Consider the following 20575-nt stretch of genomic DNA (forward strand, 5'->3'; position numbering starts at 1 on the left):
CTCACGCGTCGCGCTTCTGCGTTGTGATCAAGGAGATGGCATAGATCACCGCGGTGATTCCCCCAAAAAAGAGGAGACCGATCCACGGGCCATAGGGGTAATCGACGGCATTCCCGGACACCCCCTCCGTGACCCGGTCGGGCTGGCCATCGGTCAGGAAGTAGTTCGCCGCCTTGAACGGCAGCCAGGGTTGCACATGCCCGCCCAGCGCCGGGATCGATGTGACGACCGTTTCCAGCAGAAGCGTGTAGACCAGAACGAGCGCGATGGCGGCGGCGCTGTGCCGGACCAGCAGTCCGACAGCCACCGCCAGAACGGCGGCCACCGCGTACACCAGGCCCACACCGGCCACGGCGCGCCAGTCGCCGCCACTGTCGAGGGCGAGGTCCGCGTCCGACTTCACCAACCGCCCGAGGCCCCAAGCCGCGAACGCACCGATGAGGCCCGTCACCGCGGAGACGAGCACCACCACACCGGCCTTGGCCAGCAGAACCGCGGTGCGGTGGGGGACGGCCTGGAACGTGAGCGAGCCTGATGACCGCGTCCCCGGTGATCTCCATGAACGCCTCTTCGAGCGACCCGTTCTGCTCCATCAGCTCGTGCAGCGTGATCCGATGCGCGGCGGCGATCTCGCCGATCTCCTCGGTGGACGCCCCTGCCACCACCAGCCGGGTCGGGTCCGCACCGCACTCGACGCGGTACCCGGCCGCCTCGACGACCGGCATCAGGACCCCGGCCTCGGGGCTGCGCACCACGACCGCGCTGCCACTCGCCTGGCTGACGAAGTGCGCGGTGCCGCACTGGGCGATGAGCTTGCCGCGCCCGATGACCACCAGTTCCTCGGCCGTCAGTGCCATCTCGGCCAGCAGATGACTGGAGACGAACACGGTGCGCCCCTCGGCCGCCAGCTTCTGCATGAACCGCCGGATCCACAGGATCCCTTCCGGATCGAGTCCGTTGACCGGCTCGTCGAACAGCAGCAACCGCGGATCGCCCAACAGGGCCGCCGCGATGCCCAGCCTTTGGAACATCCCGAGGGAGAAGCCGCCCGCGCGGCGCCGCGCCACCTCGGTCAGCCCGACCGTCTCCAGCACCTCGTCCGCACGGCGGGCGGGCAGCCCGTTCGACTTCGCCAGCCACCGCAGGTGCGCGTGCGCGGAACGATTCGGATGTGCCCACTTCGCATCGAGGAGAGCTCCCACCGTCCGTAACGGACGGCCCAGATCGTGGTAGCGCTTGCCGTCGATCAGGACCTCACCGCCGTCGGGCCGGTCCAGCCCCAGAATCATCCGCATGGTCGTCGACTTGCCGGCGCCGTTCGGCCCCAGGAATCCGGTCACCACCCCGGGATTCACACTGAACGTCAGCTCGTCGACGGCCAGTTTGTCGCCGTAGCGCTTGGTCAGATGTCTGGCTTCGATCACTGTCGATCCTCTCCCCATATCGCTGTGTGCGGCAGACCCTGCGGCGGCGCGGACCTGGTGCGGGTGCTCGCCGGACAGGTCTTCGAAGAACCCTGTCGCGGTGTAGCCCGCGTTATGCAGCACCGCGCTCAGGTTTCCGTCGGTGATCTCAAGAACCTGCTCGACCGCCTCGCGGCGCGAAGAGTCGGATGCCACATCGAGCGGTACGACCCGGATCGATTCGGTGGGCGCGCCCACCGCCTTGGCCAGCTCGTGCAACCGAGCGCGGTGCGTCCACACTGGGTCAACAGCTCGGCTTCCGGAGGGAGTTCGACCGGATCGCCGCGATCGCCCGGGAGAACGGTGCGATCGGTGACCCGGTTCTGCGGGACCGACTCGTTCGCTCCTGGATCGAACTGGAGATCATGCGGCTGAACGCGCTGCGCACGATGACGTCGTTGGGTGACGGGGAGCCGGGACCCGAGGTGTCCTTCGCCAAGCTGTACTGGTCCACCTGGCATCGAGAGTCCGGTGAGCTCGCGATGGACGTACTGGGCATTGACGGGCTTCTCGCGGAGGGCCCGCCGTACGATCTCTCCTTCGCGCAGCGGGTCTTCCTCTTCAGCCGGGCCGACACCATCTACGCGGGGTCCAGCGAGATCCAGCGAGATCCAGCGGAACATCATCGCCGTGCGCACTCTCGGACTTCCACGTTCCCGGGAGGAAGGGCTCCTTATGAGGTCGGTCACCATCCCCGGTTCGTTCGGCGGTCTCGGCCCACGCGGCGAGGCCGGGTTCGGTCGGCGTGGCCGGCGGGTGGCGGATGCCCCCGCCGGGACACGCGGCCTCACGCCCCGTAGCCTCCGTCGACGTCGAGCATCTGGCCGGAGATGAAACCGGCCCGGTCGGAGGCCAGGAAGCACACGGCCTCGGCGATATCGGTGGCGGATCCGAACCGCCGCAGGGGGATATTGCCGCGGGTGACCTCCAGGGCCTGTTCGTCGAGGTCGCCCGAACCGATCAGCCGTGCGGCCATCCCGTCGAGCAGCATTCCGGGGCCCACACAGTTGGCACGCACTCCGAACCGGCCCTCCTCCGCGGCGAATCCCCGCACCAGCGCTTCGACGGCTCCCTTCGGCCCGGCGGAAAGGCCGTCCCGCACCGGGAAGCGACGGGTGGCGGCCGTGGTGACCGCGACGATGCCGCCCTTGGCCGCGCGCAGCCGTGGCAGGGCCGGCTGCACCAGGTTGAAGAAGGCGATCGTGTCCTCCTCGATCTGCCGTCGGAACCGGTCGGGCGTCACCCGGCTCAGATGCACCATGGGCACATGCGGTCCTGCCGCGTAGACGAGGGTGTGGATGCCGTCGAAACGGTCCGCCACCTCGTCCAGGAAACGCGCCGTCGCGTCCGCGTCCGACAGGTCCAGCGGCCAGGCGGCCGCCCGGACGCCCGCCGCCTCGGCCTCCTCCGCCAGGGCGGTCCCGGCCTCGGCGTTCTTCCGGTACGTCAGTGCCACATGGCTGCCGCGCCCAGCCAGCATGCGGGTGATGGCGGCTCCGATGCCACCGGTGGCACCGGCGATCACGGCAGCACCCGGTCGTTCGGCGAAGTCCCGCATTCGAATCTCCTGTCTCCCTGTCGTCGACTCCATTCCACCCGCCACCACGACGCCGCACTGCCCTGTGCCGACCAGCACCGCCGCGAGCGAGATGGCCTGCAATCCCGAGAGGCCGAGCGTGTTCAGCGTGGTGGCGGGCACCCCCAGCGGGACACCCGCGCGAGCTGCCGCCAGACGGGCGGGATTGGGGCCGGCCCCCGCCTGCGCGGCCATTCCCATGACCACCGCGTCGACGTCACCGCCGTCCAGCCCTGCCCGGCGGAGGCATGGAGGACCTCCTCACGGCCGGACGGATGACGGCACGCTCACCGGTGCATCGGTGCATCGGTGCATCGGTGCATCGGTGCATCGGTGTCTACGGTGCCGAGGGCCTCGGTTCCCTTTCCCTCCGGCATCTCGGAGATTACGTGCGATCACCTGATCGAAACAAATGATAGACCTCGATCCTCCGCCGACGCGTCGAGCGAGGCCTCCCCGCAGTCATCGCGTGCCGTAGACCGGTTGCGGGGCTTCCGCGGCGGCGAGCAGTCCCAGCGCCGCCCCGCCCGCCTCCGCGGGACTCCACCTGGCTCCTTTGTCGGTGGTCGGGCCGGGCCGCCAGCCCTCCATGACGGTGATCCGGCCGCCCTCCGCCTCGAAAACCCGTCCGGTGACACCCGTGGAGGCCGCGGAGCCCAGCCAGACGACCAGTGGGGAGACGTTCTCCGGGGCCATCGCGTCGAACCCGCCCTCGCCCGGCGCCGCCATCGTCTCGGCGAAGGTGTGTTCGGTCATGCGAGTGCGCGCGGCCGGGGCGATGGCGTTGATCTGGACGCCATAGCGGCCCATCTCAGCGGCGGCGACGAGCGTGAGGCCGATGATCCCGGCCTTCGCGGCGGAGTAGTTGCCCTGGCCGACGCTGCCGAGCAGTCCAGCGCCGGAGCTGGTGTTGACGACGCGCGCCCGGGGTGTGCGGCCGTCCTTCGCCTCGGCTCGCCAGTGCGCGGCGGCGTGTTTCAGCGGCAAGAAGTGGCCCTTGAGGTGGACCCGCATAACGGCGTCCCAGTCGTCCTCGTCCAGATTGACCAGCATCCGGTCCCGGAGGAACCCGGCGTTGTTGACCAGGGTGTCGAGCCGCCCGAATGCTTCCAGGGCGGTGGCGATCAGCGAGGCGGCCCCGTCGGTCGTCGCGATGTCACCGCCGTGCGCGACCGCCTCGCCGCCCAGGTCCGCGATCTCGTCCACGACCCGCTGGGCCGGGCCATCCGCTTCCGCGGCCCCGTCCAGCCCCACACCGAGATCATTGACCACCACCTTCGCTCCCTCGGCGGCGAGGGCGAGTGCGTGCGCCCGGCCCAGTCCTCGGCCGGCTCCGGTGACGACGGCGACGCGTCCGGCGCAGATTCCGGTCATCTTCATGTCTCCTTGTTGACGGTGGCGGCGTCGAGGAAGGTGGGGCGCTCCCCGCCGCCGTGGACGAGCAGGCTCGCGCCGGAGATGTACGTGGCGCGGTCGGAGGCGAGGAAGACGCAGGCGTCACCCACCTCGGAGGGCTCCGCGAGCCGCCCGAGCGGAACGGTGCGGCCCACCGCGGCGACGCCCGCCTCGTCTCCGTAGTGCAGAGCGGAGAGTTCGGTGCGGACCATGCCGAGGACGAGCGTGTTGATCCGTATGTTCGGCGCCCACTCCACGGCCATGGAGCGGGCGAGGCTTTCCAGCCCGGCTTTGGCGGCGCCGTAGGCGGCGGTACCCGGGGAGGGGCGAGTGCCGCTGACGCTGCCGATCATGATGATCGAACCGCCCGCCGCCTGGCCGCTCATCACCTCGTACGCGGCCAGGGAAGCGGTCAGCGGCGCGAGGAGGTTCAGCTCGACGACACGCGCATGGCGCGCGGCCCCGCCGTCGGCCAGCATCCGGAACGGCGCCCCTCCGGCGTTGTTGACGAGAGTGTCCAGTCGTCCGTGGTCAGCGGCCACCTGGGTGAAGAAGTCCCGTACGGCCGCCGGATCGCGCAGGTCGACAGGGACGAATCGGGCCGTGCGGCCACCCGCCTCGACTGCCGCGTCCGGGGTTCTGCGCGCGCAGACCACGACCTCCGCGCCCGCTTCGAGGAAGGCCCGCGCGATCCCCGCGCCCACGCCCCGGGTACCGCCGGTGACGACGGCGACCCGATCCGACAGGTCGTAAGTCACGCTCACCATGAACCTCCCGCTTCGCACGATCCGCTGCTACGGTACCTAACAAATGCTTGGTAGAAAGGTAGCTGATGCGCTCATGGGTGTCTCCACCTCCGAGGCGGAAAAGGGCGTCGCCGTTGTCACCGTCGACTTTCCGCCCGTCAACGCCCTGCCTGTGCGGGGCTGGTACGACCTGGCCGACGCGGTGCGCGCGGCCGGCCGCGACCCGGACGTCCGGTGCGTGGTACTCACCGCCACCGGACGCGGATTCAACGCGGGCGTCGACATCAAGGAAGTGCAGCGCGACGGCGGTCACGAAGCGCTGATCGGAGCGAACCGCGGCTGCTACGAGGCATTCGCCGCGGTGTACGAGTGCGAGGTCCCGGTCGTCGCGGCCGTACAGGGCTTCTGTGTCGGTGGCGGCATCGGGCTGGTCGGCAACTCCGACGCGATCGTGGCAAGCGAGGACGCCGTTTTCGGTCTGCCCGAACTGGACCGGGGCGCGCTGGGGGCCGCGACCCATCTGGCACGGCTGGTCCCCCAGCATCTGATGCGCGCCCTCTACTACACCTCGCGCACCGCCACCGCCGAGGAGCTGCATCGCCACGGCTCGGTGTGGAAGGTCGTCCCGCGCGCGGAACTGCGAGACGCGGCCCTGGAGTTGGCCCACGAGATCGCCGCCAAGGACGGGTATCTGCTGCGGCTGGCCAAGGCCTCCATCAATGGCATCGACCCCGTGGACGTCCGGCGCAGCTACCGCTTCGAGCAGGGATTCACCTTCGAGGCGAATCTCAGCGGGGTCGCCGACCGGGTACGCGCCACCTTCGGCACGGGCAAGGAGAAGGACGAGGAGCGGGAGTCATGAGCAGGGACAAGACCATGACCGCCGATGAGGTCGTCGCCCGCCTGGAGAGCGGTATGACGATCGGTATCGGCGGCTGGGGATCGCGACGCAAACCCATGGCTCTCGTCAGGGCACTGCTGCGCTCGGACATCACCGATCTCACCGTGGTCTCCTACGGCGGCCCGGACGTGGGCCTGCTGGCTTCGGCCGGAAAGATCCGCAAGCTGGTCGCGGCGTTCGTCACCCTCGACTCCATACCCCTCGAACCACACTTCCGCGCCGCCCGGGAGCACGGAGCGTTCGAGATGACGGAGCTGGACGAGGCCATGTTCATGTGGGGGCTGACCGCTGCCGGGCACCGCCTGCCGTTCATGCCGATCCGGGCGGGCCTCGGCTCGGACGTGATGAAGGTCAACCCGCGCTTGCGCACGGTGCGCTCCCCGTACGACGACGGCGAGGAACTCGTCGCCGTCCCGGCACTGCGCCTGGATGCCGCGCTCGTCCACCTCAACCGAGCCGACACATTCGGCAACGGTCAGTACCTCGGGCCCGATCCCTACTTCGACGACCTGTTCTGCGAGGCCGCGGACCACGCGTATCTCTCCTGTGAACGGATCGTGGATAGCGCGGAGTTGCGAGCGGAACACGGCCCGCAGACCCTGCTGGTCTCCCGGGCGTACGTAAGCGGAGTGGTCGAGGCTCCGGGCGGCGCGCACTTCACCTCATGCGCCCCGGACTACGACCGCGACGAGGCCTTCCAGCGGGCCTACGCACAAGCCGCCACCGACCCCGAGGAGTGGCGACGGTTCACCGAGCGGTTCCTGTCGGGAGACGAGGACGCCTATCAGGCCGCCGTCGCGGCGTTCGCCAAGGAGGCCACATGAGCGAGAGCGTGACTCGTGCCGAATACTGCGTCGTGGCCTGCGCCGAGGCATGGCGCGGCGACGGGGAGATCCTGGCGAGCCCGATGGGCACGGTGCCCACGATCGGCGCGCGGCTGGCGAAGCTCACCTTCTCCCCCGATCTGCTGCTCACCGACGGTGAGGCGATGCTGATCGGCGACGTCCCGGCGGTGGGGAGCGGCTCCCGGGTGACCGAGGGCTGGCTGCCGTACCGCCGACACCTCGCGATGGTCGCCGGTGGGCGGCGCCACGTCATGATGGGCGCCAGCCAGCTCGACCGCCACGGCAACCAGAACATCTCGTGCGTCGGCGACTGGGCCAAGCCGCGACGGCAGCTCCTCGGCGTTCGCGGCGCCCCCGTCAACACGCTCAACAACCCGACGAGTTACTGGGTCCCCCGGCACTCGCCACGCGTCTTCGTCGACAAGGTGGACATGGTCTCGGGGGTCGGCTACGACCGGGCGGCCGCCGCCTCGCCCATGACGACGCGCTTCCACGAGATCCGCCGTGTCATCACCGATCTGGCGGTGCTGGACTTCGCCACACCCGACCGCTCCCTGCGGCTGCTCTCCGTACATCCCGGCGTCACGGCGGACCAGGTGCGGGAAGCCACCGGTTTCCCACTGACCGTCCCGGACGCTGTGCCGCACACCCGGATGCCGTCGGCGGAGGAACTGCGCCTGATCCGGGAGGTCCTCGACCCGAAAGGACTGCGCGACCGTGAGGTGAGGTCATGACCGGTGTCACGATCCCGACGCCGCTGACGAAGCTGGTCGGCGTCCGCCACCCCATCGTCCAGACGGGCATGGGCTGGGTGGCCGGACCCAGACTCGTCTCGGCCACGGCGAACGCCGGAGCGCTGGGCATCCTCGCCTCGGCGACGATGACACCGGACCAGCTGCGGGCGGCGGTCCGTGAGGTCAGGTCCCGTACGGACGCGCCGTTCGGGGTCAACCTGCGGGCGGACGCGGGCGACGCGGCCGAGCGGGTACGGATCATCGTGGAGGAAGGCGTGCGGGTCGCCTCATTCGCCCTCGCGCCCTCCCAAGAGCTGATCGCCCGGCTCAAGGACGCCGGAGTCATCGTGATCCCGTCCATCGGCGCGCGCCGGCACGCCGAGAAGGTCGCCGCCTGGGGCGCGGACGCGGTGGTCGTCCAGGGCGGCGAAGGCGGCGGCCACACCGGGAACGTCGCCACCACCGTCCTGCTGCCCCAGGTCGTGGACGCCGTGGACATCCCCGTCGTCGCCGCGGGCGGCTTCTTCGAGGGCCGTGGCCTGGTCGCGGCGCTCGCCTACGGGGCTGCGGGGGTGGCGATGGGCACCCGATTCCTGCTGACGTCGGACAGCACCGTCCCGCGTGCCGTGCAGGCCCGCTATCTCCAAGCCTCGGTCCAGGACGTCACGGTCACCACGAAGGTGGACGGGCTCCCCCACCGTATGCTGCGCAGCGAACTGGTCGACACACTGGAGCGCTCCGGCCGGGTGGCCGCGCTGCTGCGCGCGGTGCGCCACGCCGCATCCTTCAGGAAGCTGTCCGGCCTGAGCTGGGCGGGGATGGTCCGCGACGGTCTGGTCATGAAGCACGGCAAGGACCTCACCTGGGGTCAGGTCCTCTTGGCCGCGAATACTCCGATGCTGCTGCGGGCGTCCATGGTCGACGGCCGTACCGATCTCGGTGTGATGGCCTCCGGACAGGTCGCGGGCCTGATCGAGGACCTGCCGTCGTGCGCGGAGCTGGTCGAGGGAATCATCGCTGAGGCGCAAACCGTCCTGGGGCGTCTGCCACGGGTCCCCTGAGCGCATTCCGCCCTGGGCGATCCGCGTGCCGCCGCCCCTGTCACTCGGGTCGGCGGCAGACGGACGGTGCGCGTCAGAGCCGTTCGATGATGGTGACGTTGGCCTGCCCGCCGCCCTCACACATGGTCTGCAGACCGAACCGGCCGCCGGTGCGCTCCAGTTCGTGCAGCAGCGTCGTCGTCAGCTTGGTGCCGGTCGCTCCGAGCGGGTGACCGAGCGCGATGGCGCCGCCGTTGACGTTGACCTTCTCCAGGTCCGCGCCGGTTTCCTTCAGCCACGCCAGCACGACGGGCGCGAACGCCTCGTTGATCTCGACCAGGTCGATGTCGTCGAGTGACATCCCGGACTTCTTCAGTGCGTACGCGGTGGCCGGGATGGGGGCGGACAGCATCCGGATCGGGTCCTCGCCCCGCACCGACAGATGGTGGACGCGGGCGCGCGGAGTCAGGCCGTGCTCGGCGACCGCCCGTTCGGAGGCGACGAGCAGCGCGGAGGCGCCGTCGGAGACCTGCGAGGAGACGGCGGCGGTCAGCCGGCCGCCCTCGACGACCGGTGCCAGAGCGGCCATCTTCTCCAGTGAGGTACCCCGGCGCGGCCCCTCATCGGTCGTCACCTCCCCGTACGGGACGACTTCACGGTCGAAGCGGCCCTCGTCGATGGCCCGTATCGCGCGCTGGTGGGAGCGCAGCGCGAACTCCTCCATCGCCTCCCGGCTGATGCCCCACTTCTCGGCGATCAGTTCCGCTCCGTAGAACTGGTTGACGGGCCGGTCGCCGTAGCGGGCCCGCCAGCCCTCGGAGCCGGCGTACGGGCCGTCGTCGAGGCCGAGCGGTTCGGCGGCCCGGCGGCTGGCGAAGGCGATGGGGATCATCGACATGTTCTGCACCCCGCCCGCGACCACCAGGTCCTGAGTCCCGGAGAGCACCCCCTGTGCGGCGAAGTGCAGAGCCTGCTGGGAGGAGCCGCACTGGCGGTCCACCGTGGTCCCGGGCACCTCCTCCGGCAGCCCGGCGGCCAGCCAGCAGGTGCGCGCGATGTCCCCGGCCTGGGGGCCGACGGTGTCCAGGCAGCCGAAGACGACGTCCTCGACGGCGGCCGGATCGGCGCCGGAACGCTCCATCAGCGCCTTCAGCACATGGGCACCGAGGTCGGCCGGATGCACGGCCGACAGAGCGCCATCACGTTTGCCGACCGGGGTGCGTACTGCTTCGACGATGAATGCCTCGGGCATGGCTGCTGCTCCTTCGCGGGGGTCTCTATGTCTGTACGGCGATCCCGTCCAGCACCATCGACAGGTACTGGCGGGCGATTTCCTCGGGGCTGTGCTGTCCGCCGGGCCGATACCAGGACGCGGCGACCCAGACGGTGTCCCGTACGAAGCGGTAGGTGAGCCGCGCGTCCAGGTCCGCACGGAAGGCGTGGACCGCGACACCGCGCTCCAATGTGCCCAGCCACGTCTTCTCGAACTTCTCCTGCGCCGCGGCGAGGTAGGCGAAGCGGGGATGCGCGGACAGTTGCCGCGACTCCTTCTGATAGATCGCCACGGCGGCGCGATGCCGGTCGATCTCCCGGAAGGACTCGGTGACCAGGGCCTCGATGGTCGCCCGGGGGGCGAGATCCGCTTCCAGCACGGCGTCGTATCCGGCCCACAACTCGTCCAGGAAGCCGGACAGGATCTCGTCGAGCATCGACTCCTTGGAGTCGAAGTGGTAGTACAGGCTGCCCGCGAGCATTCCCGCGGCGTCCGCGATCTGCCGGACGGTGGTCGCGCTGTAGCCCTGCTCGGCGAAGACGTCCGCCGCGACGGCGAGCAATTCGGCACGCCGCGTGGTCGACGGGCTCATCGTGGGCTTCTTCTTGCCGGTCTCCGGCACGCTGGTGTTCCTTGTGTTCGGCACCCGGCCATTGTCGTCTCACGCCCGCTGGCTGCTGACCGAGACGGTCTCGCCGGTCATGTACGAGGAGTAGTCGCCGGCCAGGAAGACGATGACGTTGGCGACCTCCCAGGGCTCGGCGCAGCGGCCGAACGCCTCGCGCTCGGTGAGTTCGGCCAGCAGTTCGGCCGTGGTCACCTTCACCAGGTGCGGGTGCATCGCGAGGCTCGGGGCGACCGCGTTGACCCGCACGCCGTAGTCGGCCGCCTCGGCGGCGGCGCAGCGGGTCAGTGCCATGACTCCGGCCTTGGCGGCGGCGTAGTGGGCCTGCCCGGTCTGCGCGCGCCAGCCGACCACCGAGGCATTGTTGACGATCACGCCTCCGGCGCCCGCCGCCGCCATCCGGCGCAGCGCGGCGCGGGTGCAGCGGAAGGTTCCGTTCAGGGTCACGTCGAGGACCGTGCTCCACTGCTCGTCCGTCATCTCGGTGAGGCGGGCCGTGCCGCCGAGCCCGGCGTTGTTGACCACGATGTCGAGGCGCCCGTGCCGCTCCGCCGCGAGGTCGAACAGGTCCGTGATCTGCCGCTCGTCGGTGACGTCGCAGGGCAGGCCCGCGACCCGGTCGGCGCCGAACTCCTCGGACAGCGCGTCGCAGGTCTCCTTCAGCCGGCGCGCATGGGCATCGCCGATGACGATGCGGGCGCCCTCGTCGAGAAATCTGCGCGCGGTGGCCCCGCCGATCCCGGCGCCCGCGGCCGCGGTGATCACCGCGGTGCGGCCGTCGAGCAGGGCATGGCCGGGGACATATGGGGGCGGGCCGGCGGCGGTCATACGGGGGCCTCCTCGATCCTCGACGGCGCTCACGGTCGTACGGTAACCTACCAAACACTTGTTAGAAAAGGAGTGCGGGATGCCCGCTGCCCATGACGAACCGGTGCACTACGAGACCCGGGGCCCGGTCGCGATCGTCACCATGAACCGGCCGGAGTACCGCAATGCCCAGAACTCCGCCATGACCTACGCCCTTGACCGGGCCTTCTACCGCGCCGCCGAGGACAACGAGATCAAGGTGGTGGTCCTCGCCGGGTCGGGGAGACACTTCTCCGCCGGGCACGACATCGGCACCCCCGAGCGGGACGCCCATCTGCCGTTCGACCGCACAGCCGGGCTCTGGTGGGACCACTCGGACAAGAAGGGCGCGGAGAGCCGCTTCGCCCGCGAGTCCGAGGTCTATCTGGGCATGTGCCGACGGTGGCGTGAGCTGCCCAAGCCGGTCATCGCGTCAGTGCAGGGCGCCTGCGTCGCGGGCGGATTGATGCTCGCCTGGATCTGCGACCTGATCATCGCCTCCGACGACGCGTTCTTCGCCGACCCGGTGGTCCGCATGGGCATCCCCGGCGTCGAGTACTTCGCACACCCGTGGGTGATGTCCCCGCGGATCGCCAAGGAATTCCTGTACACCGGCGAGCGGATGAGCGCCCAGCGGGCGTACGAGATACAGATGGTCAACCGGGTCGTCCCCCGCGCCGAACTCACCCGGCACACCCTGGAGCTGGCCACGCGCATCGCCGACATGCCACGCATGGGACTCGCGCTGACCAAACGTGCCGTCAACCAGGCCGAGGATCTACAGGGCCTGCACACCGGGCTGGACTCGGTCTTCGGGTTGCACCATCTCGCGCACGCGCACAACGCGGAGACGGCCCCCGACGCGCTGGGCGGCATGGACGTCCGCGCGATGAAGGAGGCCGGCACCTGATGGACCTCGACTTCACCACCGACGAGAACACCTTCCGGGCCGAGGCCCGCGCCTGGCTCGCCGCACATGTACCCAGCACTCGTCTGCACTCCCTGGAGACCGCGGAGGGGTTCGAGGCCCACCGGGAGTGGGAGCGCGCCCTCTTCGCCGACCGGTGGTCGGTCGTCTCCTGGCCCGAGGAGTACGGCGGCCGGGGGGCCTCGCTCCTCCAGTGGCTGATCTTCGAAGAGGAGTACTACGCGGCGGACGCGCCCGGCAGGGTCAGCCAGAACGGCATCAACCTCCTCGCCCCCACCCTCTTCGAGCACGGCACACCGGAGCAGTGCGCCCGCGTCCTGCCGCCCATGGCGCGCGGCGAGGTCATCTGGGCGCAGGCCTGGTCCGAGCCGGAGGCGGGCTCCGACCTCGCACGCTTGCGCTCAACGGCCCGGCGGACCGAGGGCGGCTGGCGCCTGAGCGGTCAGAAGACCTGGTCCTCCCGGGCCGCCTTCGCCGACCGGGCCTTCGGCCTCTTCCGCAGCGATCCGGCGGCGGACAAGCCGCACCGAGGGCTGACGTATCTGATGTTCCCTCTGGACGCGCCGGGCGTGACCGTACGGCCCATCGGGCGCCTCGACGGAAAGCCCGCCTTCGCCGAACTCTTCCTGGACGATGTCTTCGTACCCGACGAGGACGTCATCGGGACGCCGGGTGAGGGCTGGCGGGTGGCGATGAGCACCGCGGGCAGCGAGCGCGGGCTGACCCTGCGCAGCCCCGGCCGCTTCACGGCCGCCGCGGACCGGTTGACCCGGCTGTGGCGCGATGAGGCCGACCCGGCGGACACGGCCCTGCGCGACCGGGTGGCCGACGCGGTGATCGGCGCCCGCGCGTATCAGCTCTTCGGCTACACGAGCGCCTCGCGGATCGCTGCCGGAGAGTCGATCGGCGCGGAGTCCAGCCTGAACAAGGTCTTCTGGTCGGAGCTGGACATCGCGCTCCACGAGACCGCCCTCGATCTGCTCGGCCCCTACGGGGAGCTTGCCGACGACGCCGAGGACGCGCCGGAGGACGGCGGTTGGGCCGAGGGCTACACCTTCTCCCTCGCGGGCCCCATCTACGCCGGAACCAACGAGATCCAGCGCGACATCATCGCCGAGCGGCTGCTCGGCCTGCCGAAGGGACGCCGGTGATGCGGTTCCTCCTCGACACCGAACAGCGGGAGTTCGCAACCGCTCTGGGCGGCCTGCTCGGCTCGTCGGACACGGCGGGGACGATACGGTCCTGGGCGTCCGGCGACCCGGGTCCCGGACGGGCGCTGTGGGCCCGGCTCGCGGAGGCGGGGGTCTTCGGCCTCGCCGTACCGGAGCGGCACGAGGGTCTGGGCGTGCTGCCCGTCGAACTGGCCGTCGCCTTCACGGAGCTCGGCCGCCACGCGGTGCCGGGCCCGCTGGTGGAGACCGTCGCGGCGGCGACTCTCCTCGGCAGGCTCGGCGACCACGCCGCGGCCGGCGCATGGCTGCCGCGGATCGCCTCCGGTGGAGCGCTGGTGTCCCTGTGCGTGCCCGCCACCAGCGGCCCCTACGCATTGGACGCGGACGTCGCGGACGCGGTGTTCCTCGTCGAGGGCGATGCCCTGAGGCTGGCGGAGAAGTGCGGCCCGCTCCAGCGTTCCTCCGATCCGGCCCGCCGACTGTCCCGCCCGACGGGCACAACGGTCCTCGTCGAGGGGCCCACGGTCCAGGCAGCGGCTGCGTACACCACCGATGTGGCGGCCCTGACAACGGCCGCCCAGGCCCTGGGGCTCGGCCGCGCGCTGCTGGACGGCACCGTCGCGTACGCCGCACAGCGCACCCAGTTCGGCGTCGCCATCGGTTCGTTCCAGGCCGTGAAGCATCGGCTGGCCGACGTGCTCCTCGCCCTGGAGTTCGCCCAGCCTCTGGTCCACTCCGCCGCCTTGGCCCTGGCCGCGGACGCCCCGTCCGCCCGCCGGGAGTGCGCGGCGGCGAAAGTGGCCGCGGGCGAGGCCGCCTACGCCGCCTCGCGCACGGCTCTACAGGTGCACGGCGCGCTCGGCTACACCGAGGAACTGGATCTGTCCCTGTGGATCCGCAAAGCCCGCGCCCTCCGCGATGCCTGGGGAACCCCGGCCGCATGCCGATCCCTCGTCCTGGCGCCGTGAGCCCCGATGGTGAGGGAAGGTGTCGTGGCCGTCGAAGAGAACGGCGGCCACGACGAACCGCACCGAGTGCTCAGGGCGGTACGCCCGGCCGACCGTGGTGTCAGCGGGCGCGACGTTCTTCCTCGGAGCGTGTCCCGGAGAGGAAGTTCTCCATGGCCCTACGGGTCCGTGGCCGGGAGCCGGCCGCGGCGATGAACTCCGCTTCGCACTCGAGGTGATCGCGCAGTCCGTCGAGCCGGTCGCCGCGCACCAGGAGCTTGGCCCGCGACAGGGCGAGCCCGTGACCGTCCGCCAGTGAACGGGCCAGTGCTCCGGCGGCGGAGGGAAGTTCGGCGTCGTCGACGACGCGGTTGACGAGTCCCCACGCCTCGGCCTCCGCGGCCGGGAGCACACGGTTGGTGAGCAGCAGGTCGAGCGCGCGCCGCTCTCCGAGCAGACGGGGCAACAGCCACGACGCGCCGCAGTCGGGGGTCAGCCCCAGCGCCGTGTAGCCCAGCCTCACCTTCGCACCACGGGCGGCCACCACCAGGTCCGCCGTCAGGGTGAACCCGACCGCGCCGCCGGCCACCGCGCCCTGTACCCCGGCGACCATCGGAACGTACAGTCCGGCCAGCCCGAGCACTGCTTCGTGAGCGGTATCGGCGACCTCGCGGACGTATCGGCCCACCGCGTCCTGCTCGGCGACGAAGGCCCGCAGGTCGCCGCCGACGCTGAAGTTGAGCCCTTCGGCGCGCAGCAGCACGGCTCCGACCTTCTCCGAGTCCGGTTCCCCGGTCCAGCGTACGAGCTGTGCCACGGCGTCTCGCAGGGCCCTGACGAAGCCGAGGTCGAAGGCGTTGCCGGTGTGCCCGTGCGCCAACACGATCTTGACCAGGGCCCCGTCCCGTTCGAGCCGTACCGGCGAGGGCGGGGCATGATCTGGTCGTATCCGAGCGGCCGGCCGGGACGTCACCGTGCGCCTCCCCAGGACGGGATCGTCGTGGCGCCCTCGTCGGCTGCCTGACACAGATCCGCCTGGCGGCGGAGTTCCCGGCGGCCCAGCACCATGCGGTGCACCTCGTCCGGGCCGTCGGCGAACCTCAGACCACGGGCCTGCGCCCACAGCGTCGCCAACGGCAGATCCTGGGCCATACCGGCAGCGCCATGCACCTGTATCGCCTGGTCGATCACCCATTCCGCGGTGCGCGGCGCGGCGACCTTGATGGCGGATATCCCGGTGCGGGCCGCCCGGGCACCACGCTCGTCGATGAGCCAGGCGGCGTGGAGCACCATCAGCCGTAGTTGGTCGATGCGGACGCGGGCCTCGGCGATCGACTCCAGCACGGCGCCGTGGCCGGCCAGGGGCCGGCCGAAGGCACTGCGTTCCCCCGCCGTGGCCCGGTGGACCTCGACGGCGTCGTGCCCGTCCACGGCCACGCCGGGCACACCGTAGGCGACAGCCCGGTCGGCCACGTTCTCGGTGGGACTGACCTCGTGGAAGGGGGTGGATACCGAGATGCCGTTGTTCTCACAGAAGTAGATGAGCGGCAGCTTCCACACCGACGCCTGGATCAAGGTTTCGTGGAAGGTTCCGCGGTGGGAGGTGCCGTCACCGAAGTCGGCGAGAGCGACCTGATCGGTTCCGCGCAGCTTCGCCGACAATGCGGCGCCGGCGGCCAGCGGGTAGACACTTCCCAGGGTCGCGCCCTCTCCCATGATCCCCAGCGAGGGGTCGGCCCAGTGGGGTACCCCCGCGCCCCTGCCACCTGTCGAACCGGTGACCCTCCCCAGCAGATCGCCGATGACCGGCTGAAGCCCCATCCCCTTCGCCAGCGGCCACGTCGCGCCGCGCCCCTGGTAGAAGAGGTAGTCGTCCTGGCGCAGTGCGGCGCAGGCCCCTGCCGCCGCTGCCTCCTGTCCCTTGCCCGGATGCCAGAAACCGGCGAACCCATGGTCCCGGATATGAAGGCTCAGCGCGTCCTCCAAGGCCCGGGCCCTGGCAACCGTGGTGAAGAGCCGTAGCAGGAACTCGGGGTCCGGGCCGACTTCGGTCGCCCGTCGTTTGCGGGGCGTCATTCCGCCTCCTTGAGCATCGGAACCGCGCGGACTGCCGCGGAAGGGTGCGGGGTGGTTCGGGCACACAAGACCTGGTAGCAGGATTCGTGTCCGTCGCGTTGCGAGGAGATTACGCCGATCAGTTGATCGGAACAACTGATTCAACCCGCTGATTTGAACGTATGCGGGGCCCGCTCAAGGGCACCCGGATAGGGTCGGGACCACAGTCGTTGCCGGAACCGACATCCAGGGAATGCATGTGGTCGACCAGAAGAAGCGCCGCAAGGGTCCGCATGACGGCGAGGCCACTCGCGAGACGCTGATGGACGCGGCGGAGAAGCTCTTCGCCGAGCAGGGCGTGGAGGCCGTGTCGATCCGGGCGGTCAACTCGACCGCGGGCCTGGCGCCCGCCGCCGTGCACTACCACTTCGGTTCCAAGGAAGCGCTGCTCACCGCGGTACTGGAGCGGCGCGGCCGTTCCGTCGTCGCCGACATCGCCGAGCGATGTGACCAACTGCTGGCACAGGAGGGACAACCCAACGCTCGTGACGTCATGGAGACGGTGGTGGCGCCTTACCTCGCGCTGCTGGAGCGGGACCACATCGGCGGCGGCCGCTGGCTCGCCATCACGGGACAACTCATCCTGAGCGGCAGCCGGGAGATGGAAGCGCTCTCCGCTCCGGCCACCGAACGACTGCAGACACTCGTGCGCCGGGCATTCCCCGACACGCGTCCGGACGATCTCGAAAACACCTGGCGGCTGGCAGTCGAAGCGGTCGTCCTGCTCCTGGCCCGCGCTCCCGGCGACGAGCCCGAGGCCGACGGGCCACAAGAGCTGGGCGGACGCGAAGCACTGATCGACTTCGCCACCGGCGGCCTCGTCCACGCGTTGCGGGGGGCCGCAGAACGCAGGGTCCGCACATCGTCCCGCTAGGGCCGCTCCCTCCTCTTCCCGCCCGGCCCCATCCGTGGTTCTATCAAGCGATTCGATCGGCCGATCGGATCCCCTGGGTATACGGCGTGGAACCAGTCGGCCGTGGCACGACGAAAGGAGGTGCCGGGGTGCGCGCGGCAGTCATGCGATCAGGGAAGATCGCTGTCGAAGAGCTCCCGGAGCCACGTCCCGGAGCGGGTCAACTGCTGGTCTAGCCCATCGCCACAGGCGTATGTGGCAGCGACCTCTCCGCCTGGCAGCACACCGACGCGTTCCTGGCGGCGCACTACGAGACCGGAGCGCTGGGCGAGGTCTTCGACCCCGCCGGAGGCACGGACTGCTCGGCCCACTCGGACATGGGCACCCCGAACAGCCGGTAGGCGGCGAGCGGAGTGAGCAGCACAGTCACCCCGTGGATGAGGCCCGTGTGTTCGCCGATCGCGGCGGTGGTACGGACGCCGTTGGCAAGCGAGGCCGCGCTGCAGGAGCGTGCCGGATCAGCCCGGTTCAGCACGCGCAGTGGGTTGCCGAAGCCCAGCATCACCTTCACGACGCCGTCGGGGAGCAGCAGCCTGCGCCGCGTCCCGATCGCATCGAAGCGGAAGCCGCGATAGCCCAGGATCTGTTCGCGCAGGCCGGGCGCGGCCGGACGGCAGAGCAGTTCGTGTATGAGCCCCCTCCCCATAGACCGACGTGGGCACGGCAGTGAGGGTAGGGCGTGTCCTGGACCAGTGAGACAGGAGGCCAGGACTTGGCTGATATCTGGTGTCGCGGGTACTTATCCACGTCTGAGCGCATTCAGGTACGCACGCATCGCTTCTGCGGGGAAGAGCCGAAGTTGGGCATGTACGCGGGTAGGTCTGTGGCAGCCGTAGCCTCTGCCGATCTACCGAGATGACGTCGCCCGGATCAGACGCCATGCGCCGCACGCAGCCGGTCAGGACGCCGCTGCCCTGACCAAACTCCTGCTGCACGTCGTCACCATTGGGCTCCCAGTGGACGGGGCCCGGTGAGCCTGGCCGACTCGGTGTGCCTGCCGATTCCGGCTTGGAGATAGGCCATCTCCTCATCAGCGAGAGCCTTGAGCCCAGCAAGAACCCGTGCTCGAGCCAGGGCGGGGAGAGCCAAGGTGGCTTGCACGGTGGGGAGCGCACACAAGTCCGCTCGTTCGCCCAGCGGGCCCCACCCGGTCGGCGCTCCGCGAGAACGCCACGCGGCTCAGCATCCATCACCTGATGCCCCGTCATCAAAGTCAGCAATTGGTCAGCATAAGACCCGCCACCAACCGCCCAGGACCGCCGACAAGCGCCAAGATCGCCCGCCGACGGACCCACCGTGCACCCATAGCACACCCACCACCCGTCCACCACGCTCCTTGTGGATACCCCACAATCCGGCGTCCCGCCCGAGCGGAAGAAAAATGACACACCCCGGGCCCATTCCCCGGACACTCGTCCGCCGTCGCGTACATCGTGCAACTATGGCCGGGCGATATCCGGCCGATCGAGGGGGAAGATCCCCGCTCCCCTCGGCGTTGCTGCCTCGCATAAGGATTCGATGCGCGTGACAGGAGTGGAACACCGTATGCCCAGCCCTTCCACCGCCCAGCCCACCGCCCAGATCGGCGTCACAGGGCTCGCCGTCATGGGTAGCAACCTCGCCCGCAACTTCGCCCGGCACGGGCACACCGTCGCTCTCCACAACCGCACGTTCGCCAAGACCAAGGCGCTGATGGAGGAGCACGGCCACGAGGGGAACTTCGTGCCGGCCGAGAGCGCCGAGGAGTTCGTCGCCGCACTGCAGCGGCCCCGGCGGCTGATCATCATGGTCAAGGCGGGTGCGCCCACCGACGCCGTCATCGAGGAGTTCGCACCCCTCCTCGAAGAGGGCGACGTGATCATCGACGGGGGCAACGCCCACTTCGACGACACCCGGCGCCGGGAGAAGTCCCTGCGCGAGCGCGGGCTGCACTTCGTGGGCACCGGCATCTCCGGCGGCGAGGAGGGCGCCCTCAACGGGCCCAGCATCATGCCCGGCGGATCGGTGGAATCCTACAAGTCCCTCGGCCCGCTGCTGGAGTCCATCTCCGCCAAGGTGGACGGCACACCGTGCTGCACCCACATCGGCCCGGACGGCGCCGGCCACTTCGTGAAGATGGTGCACAACGGCATCGAGTACGCGGACATGCAGCTCATCGCCGAGTCGTACGACCTGCTGCGGCGGGCGCTCGGCATGTCGCCGGGTGAGATCGCGGAGGTGTTCCGTACCTGGAACGGCGGCCGCCTGGAGTCGTATCTGATCGAGATCACCGCCGAGGTGCTCGGGCACACCGACGCCGCCACCGGCAAGCCGTTCGTGGACATCGTGCAGGACCAGGCCGAGCAGAAGGGCACCGGCCGCTGGACCGTGCAGACCGCGCTGGACCTGGGCGTGCCGGTGAGCGGGATCGCCGAGGCGGTGTTCGCCCGCTCGCTGTCCGGCCACGCGGATCTGCGGGACGCCTCGCAGGGGCTGCCGGGTCCGTCCGGCAAGGGCCTCACGGGGGCCGCCGCGGAGCGGTTCGCCGACGATGTCGAGCAGGCGCTGTACGCCTCGAAGATCGTGGCGTACGCGCAGGGCATCCACCAGATCGAGGCGGGCAGCCAGGAGTACGGCTGGGACATCGACCCCGGGGCGGTCGCGCGGATCTGGCGCGGTGGCTGCATCATCCGGGCGCGGTTCCTGAACCGGATCACCGAGGCGTACGCCAAGGAGCGCAAGCCCGTCACGCTGCTGACCGACAACCACTTCGCCGAGGCGCTGGGCGCGGCGCAGGACGCCTGGCGTCGGGTGGTGGCCACCTCGGTCGAGCTGGGGGTGCCGGCCCCGGGCTTCTCGGCGGCGCTGGCGTACTACGACGCGCTGCGCTCGGAGCGGCTGCCCGCCGCGCTGGTCCAGGGGCAGCGGGACTTCTTCGGCGCGCACACCTACCGCCGGGTGGACCGCGAGGGTTCGTTCCACACGCTGTGGGGCGGCGACCGCGACGAGCGTACGGCCTGAGGGCCGCGACGGCCGTGCCGCCGCCCCGGGTTCCCGGGGCGGGGGCACGGCCGTCG

The 20575-nt window shown here is 70.3% G+C and carries 20 protein-coding genes and 2 pseudogenes; 10 read left to right on the forward strand and 12 right to left on the reverse strand.

What is annotated here, in order from left to right; translation table 11 throughout:
* Position 1: 1 nt before the first annotated feature.
* Both JK364_RS04520 and JK364_RS04525 read right to left on the reverse strand, forming a co-directional pair.
* Entirely contained in the window at positions 2 to 472 is a 471-nt protein-coding gene (locus tag JK364_RS04520) for a hypothetical protein (protein ID WP_230991616.1), read from the reverse strand.
* Positions 444 to 1424: pseudogene (locus JK364_RS04525) on the reverse strand (ABC transporter ATP-binding protein); the annotation flags it as partial. The pseudogene JK364_RS04525 and the gene JK364_RS04520, both read right to left, overlap by 29 nt.
* A gap of 188 nt (positions 1425 to 1612) precedes the next feature.
* Here JK364_RS04525 and JK364_RS55050 point away from each other — a divergent pair.
* Positions 1613 to 2263: an acyl-CoA dehydrogenase family protein gene (locus JK364_RS55050; protein ID WP_307841151.1), complete on the forward strand. Its 651-nt coding sequence runs from the start codon at positions 1613 to 1615 to the stop codon at positions 2261 to 2263.
* Here the strand turns inward: JK364_RS55050 and JK364_RS04535 are convergent.
* The 4 genes and pseudogenes from JK364_RS04535 to JK364_RS04550 form a co-directional block, all read right to left on the reverse strand.
* Positions 2251 to 3021 (reverse strand): SDR family NAD(P)-dependent oxidoreductase, encoded by a 771-nt coding sequence (locus JK364_RS04535; protein WP_201848903.1) that lies wholly within the window; start codon positions 3019 to 3021, stop codon positions 2251 to 2253. The genes JK364_RS55050 and JK364_RS04535 overlap by 13 nt on opposite strands.
* Positions 3022 to 3024: 3 nt before the next feature.
* Positions 3025 to 3276 (reverse strand): annotated as a pseudogene (locus JK364_RS56870) (thiolase family protein); the annotation flags it as partial.
* A 225-nt stretch (positions 3277 to 3501) separates the two neighbouring features.
* Positions 3502 to 4413, reverse strand: coding sequence for an SDR family oxidoreductase (locus tag JK364_RS04545; protein ID WP_201848904.1), 912 nt, complete (start codon positions 4411 to 4413; stop codon positions 3502 to 3504).
* 2 nt (positions 4414 to 4415) lie between these two features.
* The gene (locus JK364_RS04550; RefSeq protein ID WP_201847711.1) at positions 4416 to 5201 is read right to left on the reverse strand and encodes an SDR family oxidoreductase; all 786 of its coding nucleotides are present in this window, start codon (positions 5199 to 5201) and stop codon (positions 4416 to 4418) included.
* 73 nt (positions 5202 to 5274) lie between these two features.
* On the opposite strand from JK364_RS04550, the gene JK364_RS04555 reads away from it, so the two are divergent.
* The 4 genes from JK364_RS04555 to JK364_RS04570 are packed head-to-tail and all read left to right on the forward strand — an operon-like array spanning position 5275 to position 8721.
* A complete protein-coding gene (locus JK364_RS04555; protein WP_201847713.1) occupies positions 5275 to 6042 on the forward strand; it encodes an enoyl-CoA hydratase family protein in 768 nt (255 codons plus the stop codon).
* Positions 6039 to 6905, forward strand: a complete 867-nt coding sequence (locus tag JK364_RS04560) for a CoA transferase subunit A (protein ID WP_201847714.1) — start codon at positions 6039 to 6041, stop codon at positions 6903 to 6905. Before JK364_RS04555 ends, JK364_RS04560 begins: the two co-directional genes overlap by 4 nt.
* Positions 6902 to 7660, forward strand: a complete 759-nt coding sequence (locus JK364_RS04565; protein ID WP_201847715.1) for a CoA-transferase subunit beta — start codon at positions 6902 to 6904, stop codon at positions 7658 to 7660. Before JK364_RS04560 ends, JK364_RS04565 begins: the two co-directional genes overlap by 4 nt.
* The gene (locus JK364_RS04570) at positions 7657 to 8721 is read left to right on the forward strand and encodes an NAD(P)H-dependent flavin oxidoreductase (protein WP_201847716.1); all 1065 of its coding nucleotides are present in this window, start codon (positions 7657 to 7659) and stop codon (positions 8719 to 8721) included. The genes JK364_RS04565 and JK364_RS04570 overlap by 4 nt, the downstream gene beginning before the upstream one ends.
* 73 nt (positions 8722 to 8794) lie before the next feature.
* On the opposite strand, the gene JK364_RS04575 is transcribed toward JK364_RS04570, so the two are convergent.
* The 3 genes from JK364_RS04575 to JK364_RS04585 all read right to left on the reverse strand — a co-directional run bounded on the left by JK364_RS04575 (position 8795) and on the right by JK364_RS04585 (position 11426).
* Positions 8795 to 9952, reverse strand: coding sequence for an acetyl-CoA C-acetyltransferase (locus tag JK364_RS04575; protein ID WP_201847717.1), 1158 nt, complete (start codon positions 9950 to 9952; stop codon positions 8795 to 8797).
* Between the two features lie 25 nt (positions 9953 to 9977).
* Positions 9978 to 10565, reverse strand: a complete 588-nt coding sequence (locus tag JK364_RS04580; protein ID WP_201848905.1) for a TetR/AcrR family transcriptional regulator — start codon at positions 10563 to 10565, stop codon at positions 9978 to 9980.
* A 69-nt stretch (positions 10566 to 10634) separates the two neighbouring features.
* The gene (locus JK364_RS04585; protein WP_201847718.1) at positions 10635 to 11426 is read right to left on the reverse strand and encodes an SDR family oxidoreductase; all 792 of its coding nucleotides are present in this window, start codon (positions 11424 to 11426) and stop codon (positions 10635 to 10637) included.
* A gap of 79 nt (positions 11427 to 11505) precedes the next feature.
* On the opposite strand from JK364_RS04585, the gene JK364_RS04590 reads away from it, so the two are divergent.
* From JK364_RS04590 to JK364_RS04600, 3 genes are read left to right on the forward strand one after another with little or no spacing between them, the layout of a single operon-like run.
* Entirely contained in the window at positions 11506 to 12354 is an 849-nt protein-coding gene (locus tag JK364_RS04590; protein ID WP_201847719.1) for an enoyl-CoA hydratase, read from the forward strand.
* Entirely contained in the window at positions 12354 to 13523 is a 1170-nt protein-coding gene (locus JK364_RS04595; RefSeq protein ID WP_201847720.1) for an acyl-CoA dehydrogenase family protein, read from the forward strand. Before JK364_RS04590 ends, JK364_RS04595 begins: the two co-directional genes overlap by 1 nt.
* A complete protein-coding gene (locus tag JK364_RS04600) occupies positions 13523 to 14512 on the forward strand; it encodes an acyl-CoA dehydrogenase family protein (protein ID WP_201847722.1) in 990 nt (329 codons plus the stop codon). The genes JK364_RS04595 and JK364_RS04600 overlap by 1 nt, the downstream gene beginning before the upstream one ends.
* 100 nt (positions 14513 to 14612) lie before the next feature.
* On the opposite strand, the gene JK364_RS04605 is transcribed toward JK364_RS04600, so the two are convergent.
* Entirely contained in the window at positions 14613 to 15464 is an 852-nt protein-coding gene (locus tag JK364_RS04605) for an enoyl-CoA hydratase/isomerase family protein (RefSeq protein WP_307841152.1), read from the reverse strand.
* Positions 15461 to 16567 (reverse strand): thiamine pyrophosphate-dependent enzyme, encoded by a 1107-nt coding sequence (locus JK364_RS04610; protein ID WP_201847724.1) that lies wholly within the window; start codon positions 16565 to 16567, stop codon positions 15461 to 15463. The genes JK364_RS04605 and JK364_RS04610 overlap by 4 nt, the downstream gene beginning before the upstream one ends.
* A 238-nt stretch (positions 16568 to 16805) precedes the next feature.
* Here JK364_RS04610 and JK364_RS04615 point away from each other — a divergent pair, with 238 nt between their 5' ends.
* Positions 16806 to 17480 carry a TetR/AcrR family transcriptional regulator gene (locus JK364_RS04615; RefSeq protein WP_201847726.1) on the forward strand — a complete coding sequence of 225 codons (675 nt, stop codon included), beginning with the start codon at positions 16806 to 16808 and terminating at the stop codon, positions 17478 to 17480.
* Between the two features lie 286 nt (positions 17481 to 17766).
* On the opposite strand, the gene JK364_RS04620 is transcribed toward JK364_RS04615, so the two are convergent.
* Complete coding sequence (locus tag JK364_RS04620; RefSeq protein WP_201847728.1) at positions 17767 to 18165, reverse strand: DUF6597 domain-containing transcriptional factor; 399 nt, start codon at positions 18163 to 18165, stop codon at positions 17767 to 17769.
* Positions 18166 to 19064: 899 nt separating this feature from the next.
* Between JK364_RS04620 and gnd the strand changes: the two genes are divergently transcribed.
* Positions 19065 to 20519, forward strand: a complete 1455-nt coding sequence (gnd, locus tag JK364_RS04625; protein WP_201847729.1) for an NADP-dependent phosphogluconate dehydrogenase — start codon at positions 19065 to 19067, stop codon at positions 20517 to 20519.
* The last annotated feature ends 56 nt before the right edge of the window (positions 20520 to 20575 follow it).

Origin of the sequence: Streptomyces endocoffeicus (genome assembly GCF_016741935.1) — a bacterium.
GTDB classification, from domain to species: domain Bacteria; phylum Actinomycetota; class Actinomycetes; order Streptomycetales; family Streptomycetaceae; genus Streptomyces; species Streptomyces endocoffeicus.

Bases quoted from the DNA above. Each gene is read 5' to 3' on its own strand.
- JK364_RS04575 (WP_201847717.1), bottom strand. From the start codon at position 9,952: ATGCCCGAGGCATTCATCGTCGAAGCAGTACGCACCCCGGTCGGCAAA.
- JK364_RS04585 (WP_201847718.1), bottom strand. From the start codon at position 11,426: ATGACCGCCGCCGGCCCGCCCCCATATGTCCCCGGCCATGCCCTGCTC.
- JK364_RS04620 (WP_201847728.1), bottom strand. From the start codon at position 18,165: ATGGGGAGGGGGCTCATACACGAACTGCTCTGCCGTCCGGCCGCGCCC.
- JK364_RS04565 (WP_201847715.1), top strand. From the start codon at position 6,902: ATGAGCGAGAGCGTGACTCGTGCCGAATACTGCGTCGTGGCCTGCGCC.
- JK364_RS04545 (WP_201848904.1), bottom strand. From the start codon at position 4,413: ATGACCGGAATCTGCGCCGGACGCGTCGCCGTCGTCACCGGAGCCGGC.
- JK364_RS04550 (WP_201847711.1), bottom strand. From the start codon at position 5,201: ATGGTGAGCGTGACTTACGACCTGTCGGATCGGGTCGCCGTCGTCACC.
- JK364_RS04535 (WP_201848903.1), bottom strand. From the start codon at position 3,021: ATGCGGGACTTCGCCGAACGACCGGGTGCTGCCGTGATCGCCGGTGCC.
- JK364_RS04610 (WP_201847724.1), bottom strand. From the start codon at position 16,567: ATGACGCCCCGCAAACGACGGGCGACCGAAGTCGGCCCGGACCCCGAG.
- gnd (WP_201847729.1), top strand. From the start codon at position 19,065: ATGCCCAGCCCTTCCACCGCCCAGCCCACCGCCCAGATCGGCGTCACA.
- JK364_RS04595 (WP_201847720.1), top strand. From the start codon at position 12,354: ATGGACCTCGACTTCACCACCGACGAGAACACCTTCCGGGCCGAGGCC.
- JK364_RS55050 (WP_307841151.1), top strand. From the start codon at position 1,613: ATGCCACATCGAGCGGTACGACCCGGATCGATTCGGTGGGCGCGCCCA.
- JK364_RS04580 (WP_201848905.1), bottom strand. From the start codon at position 10,565: ATGAGCCCGTCGACCACGCGGCGTGCCGAATTGCTCGCCGTCGCGGCG.
- JK364_RS04570 (WP_201847716.1), top strand. From the start codon at position 7,657: ATGACCGGTGTCACGATCCCGACGCCGCTGACGAAGCTGGTCGGCGTC.
- JK364_RS04555 (WP_201847713.1), top strand. From the start codon at position 5,275: ATGGGTGTCTCCACCTCCGAGGCGGAAAAGGGCGTCGCCGTTGTCACC.
- JK364_RS04590 (WP_201847719.1), top strand. From the start codon at position 11,506: ATGCCCGCTGCCCATGACGAACCGGTGCACTACGAGACCCGGGGCCCG.
- JK364_RS04600 (WP_201847722.1), top strand. From the start codon at position 13,523: ATGCGGTTCCTCCTCGACACCGAACAGCGGGAGTTCGCAACCGCTCTG.
- JK364_RS04560 (WP_201847714.1), top strand. From the start codon at position 6,039: ATGAGCAGGGACAAGACCATGACCGCCGATGAGGTCGTCGCCCGCCTG.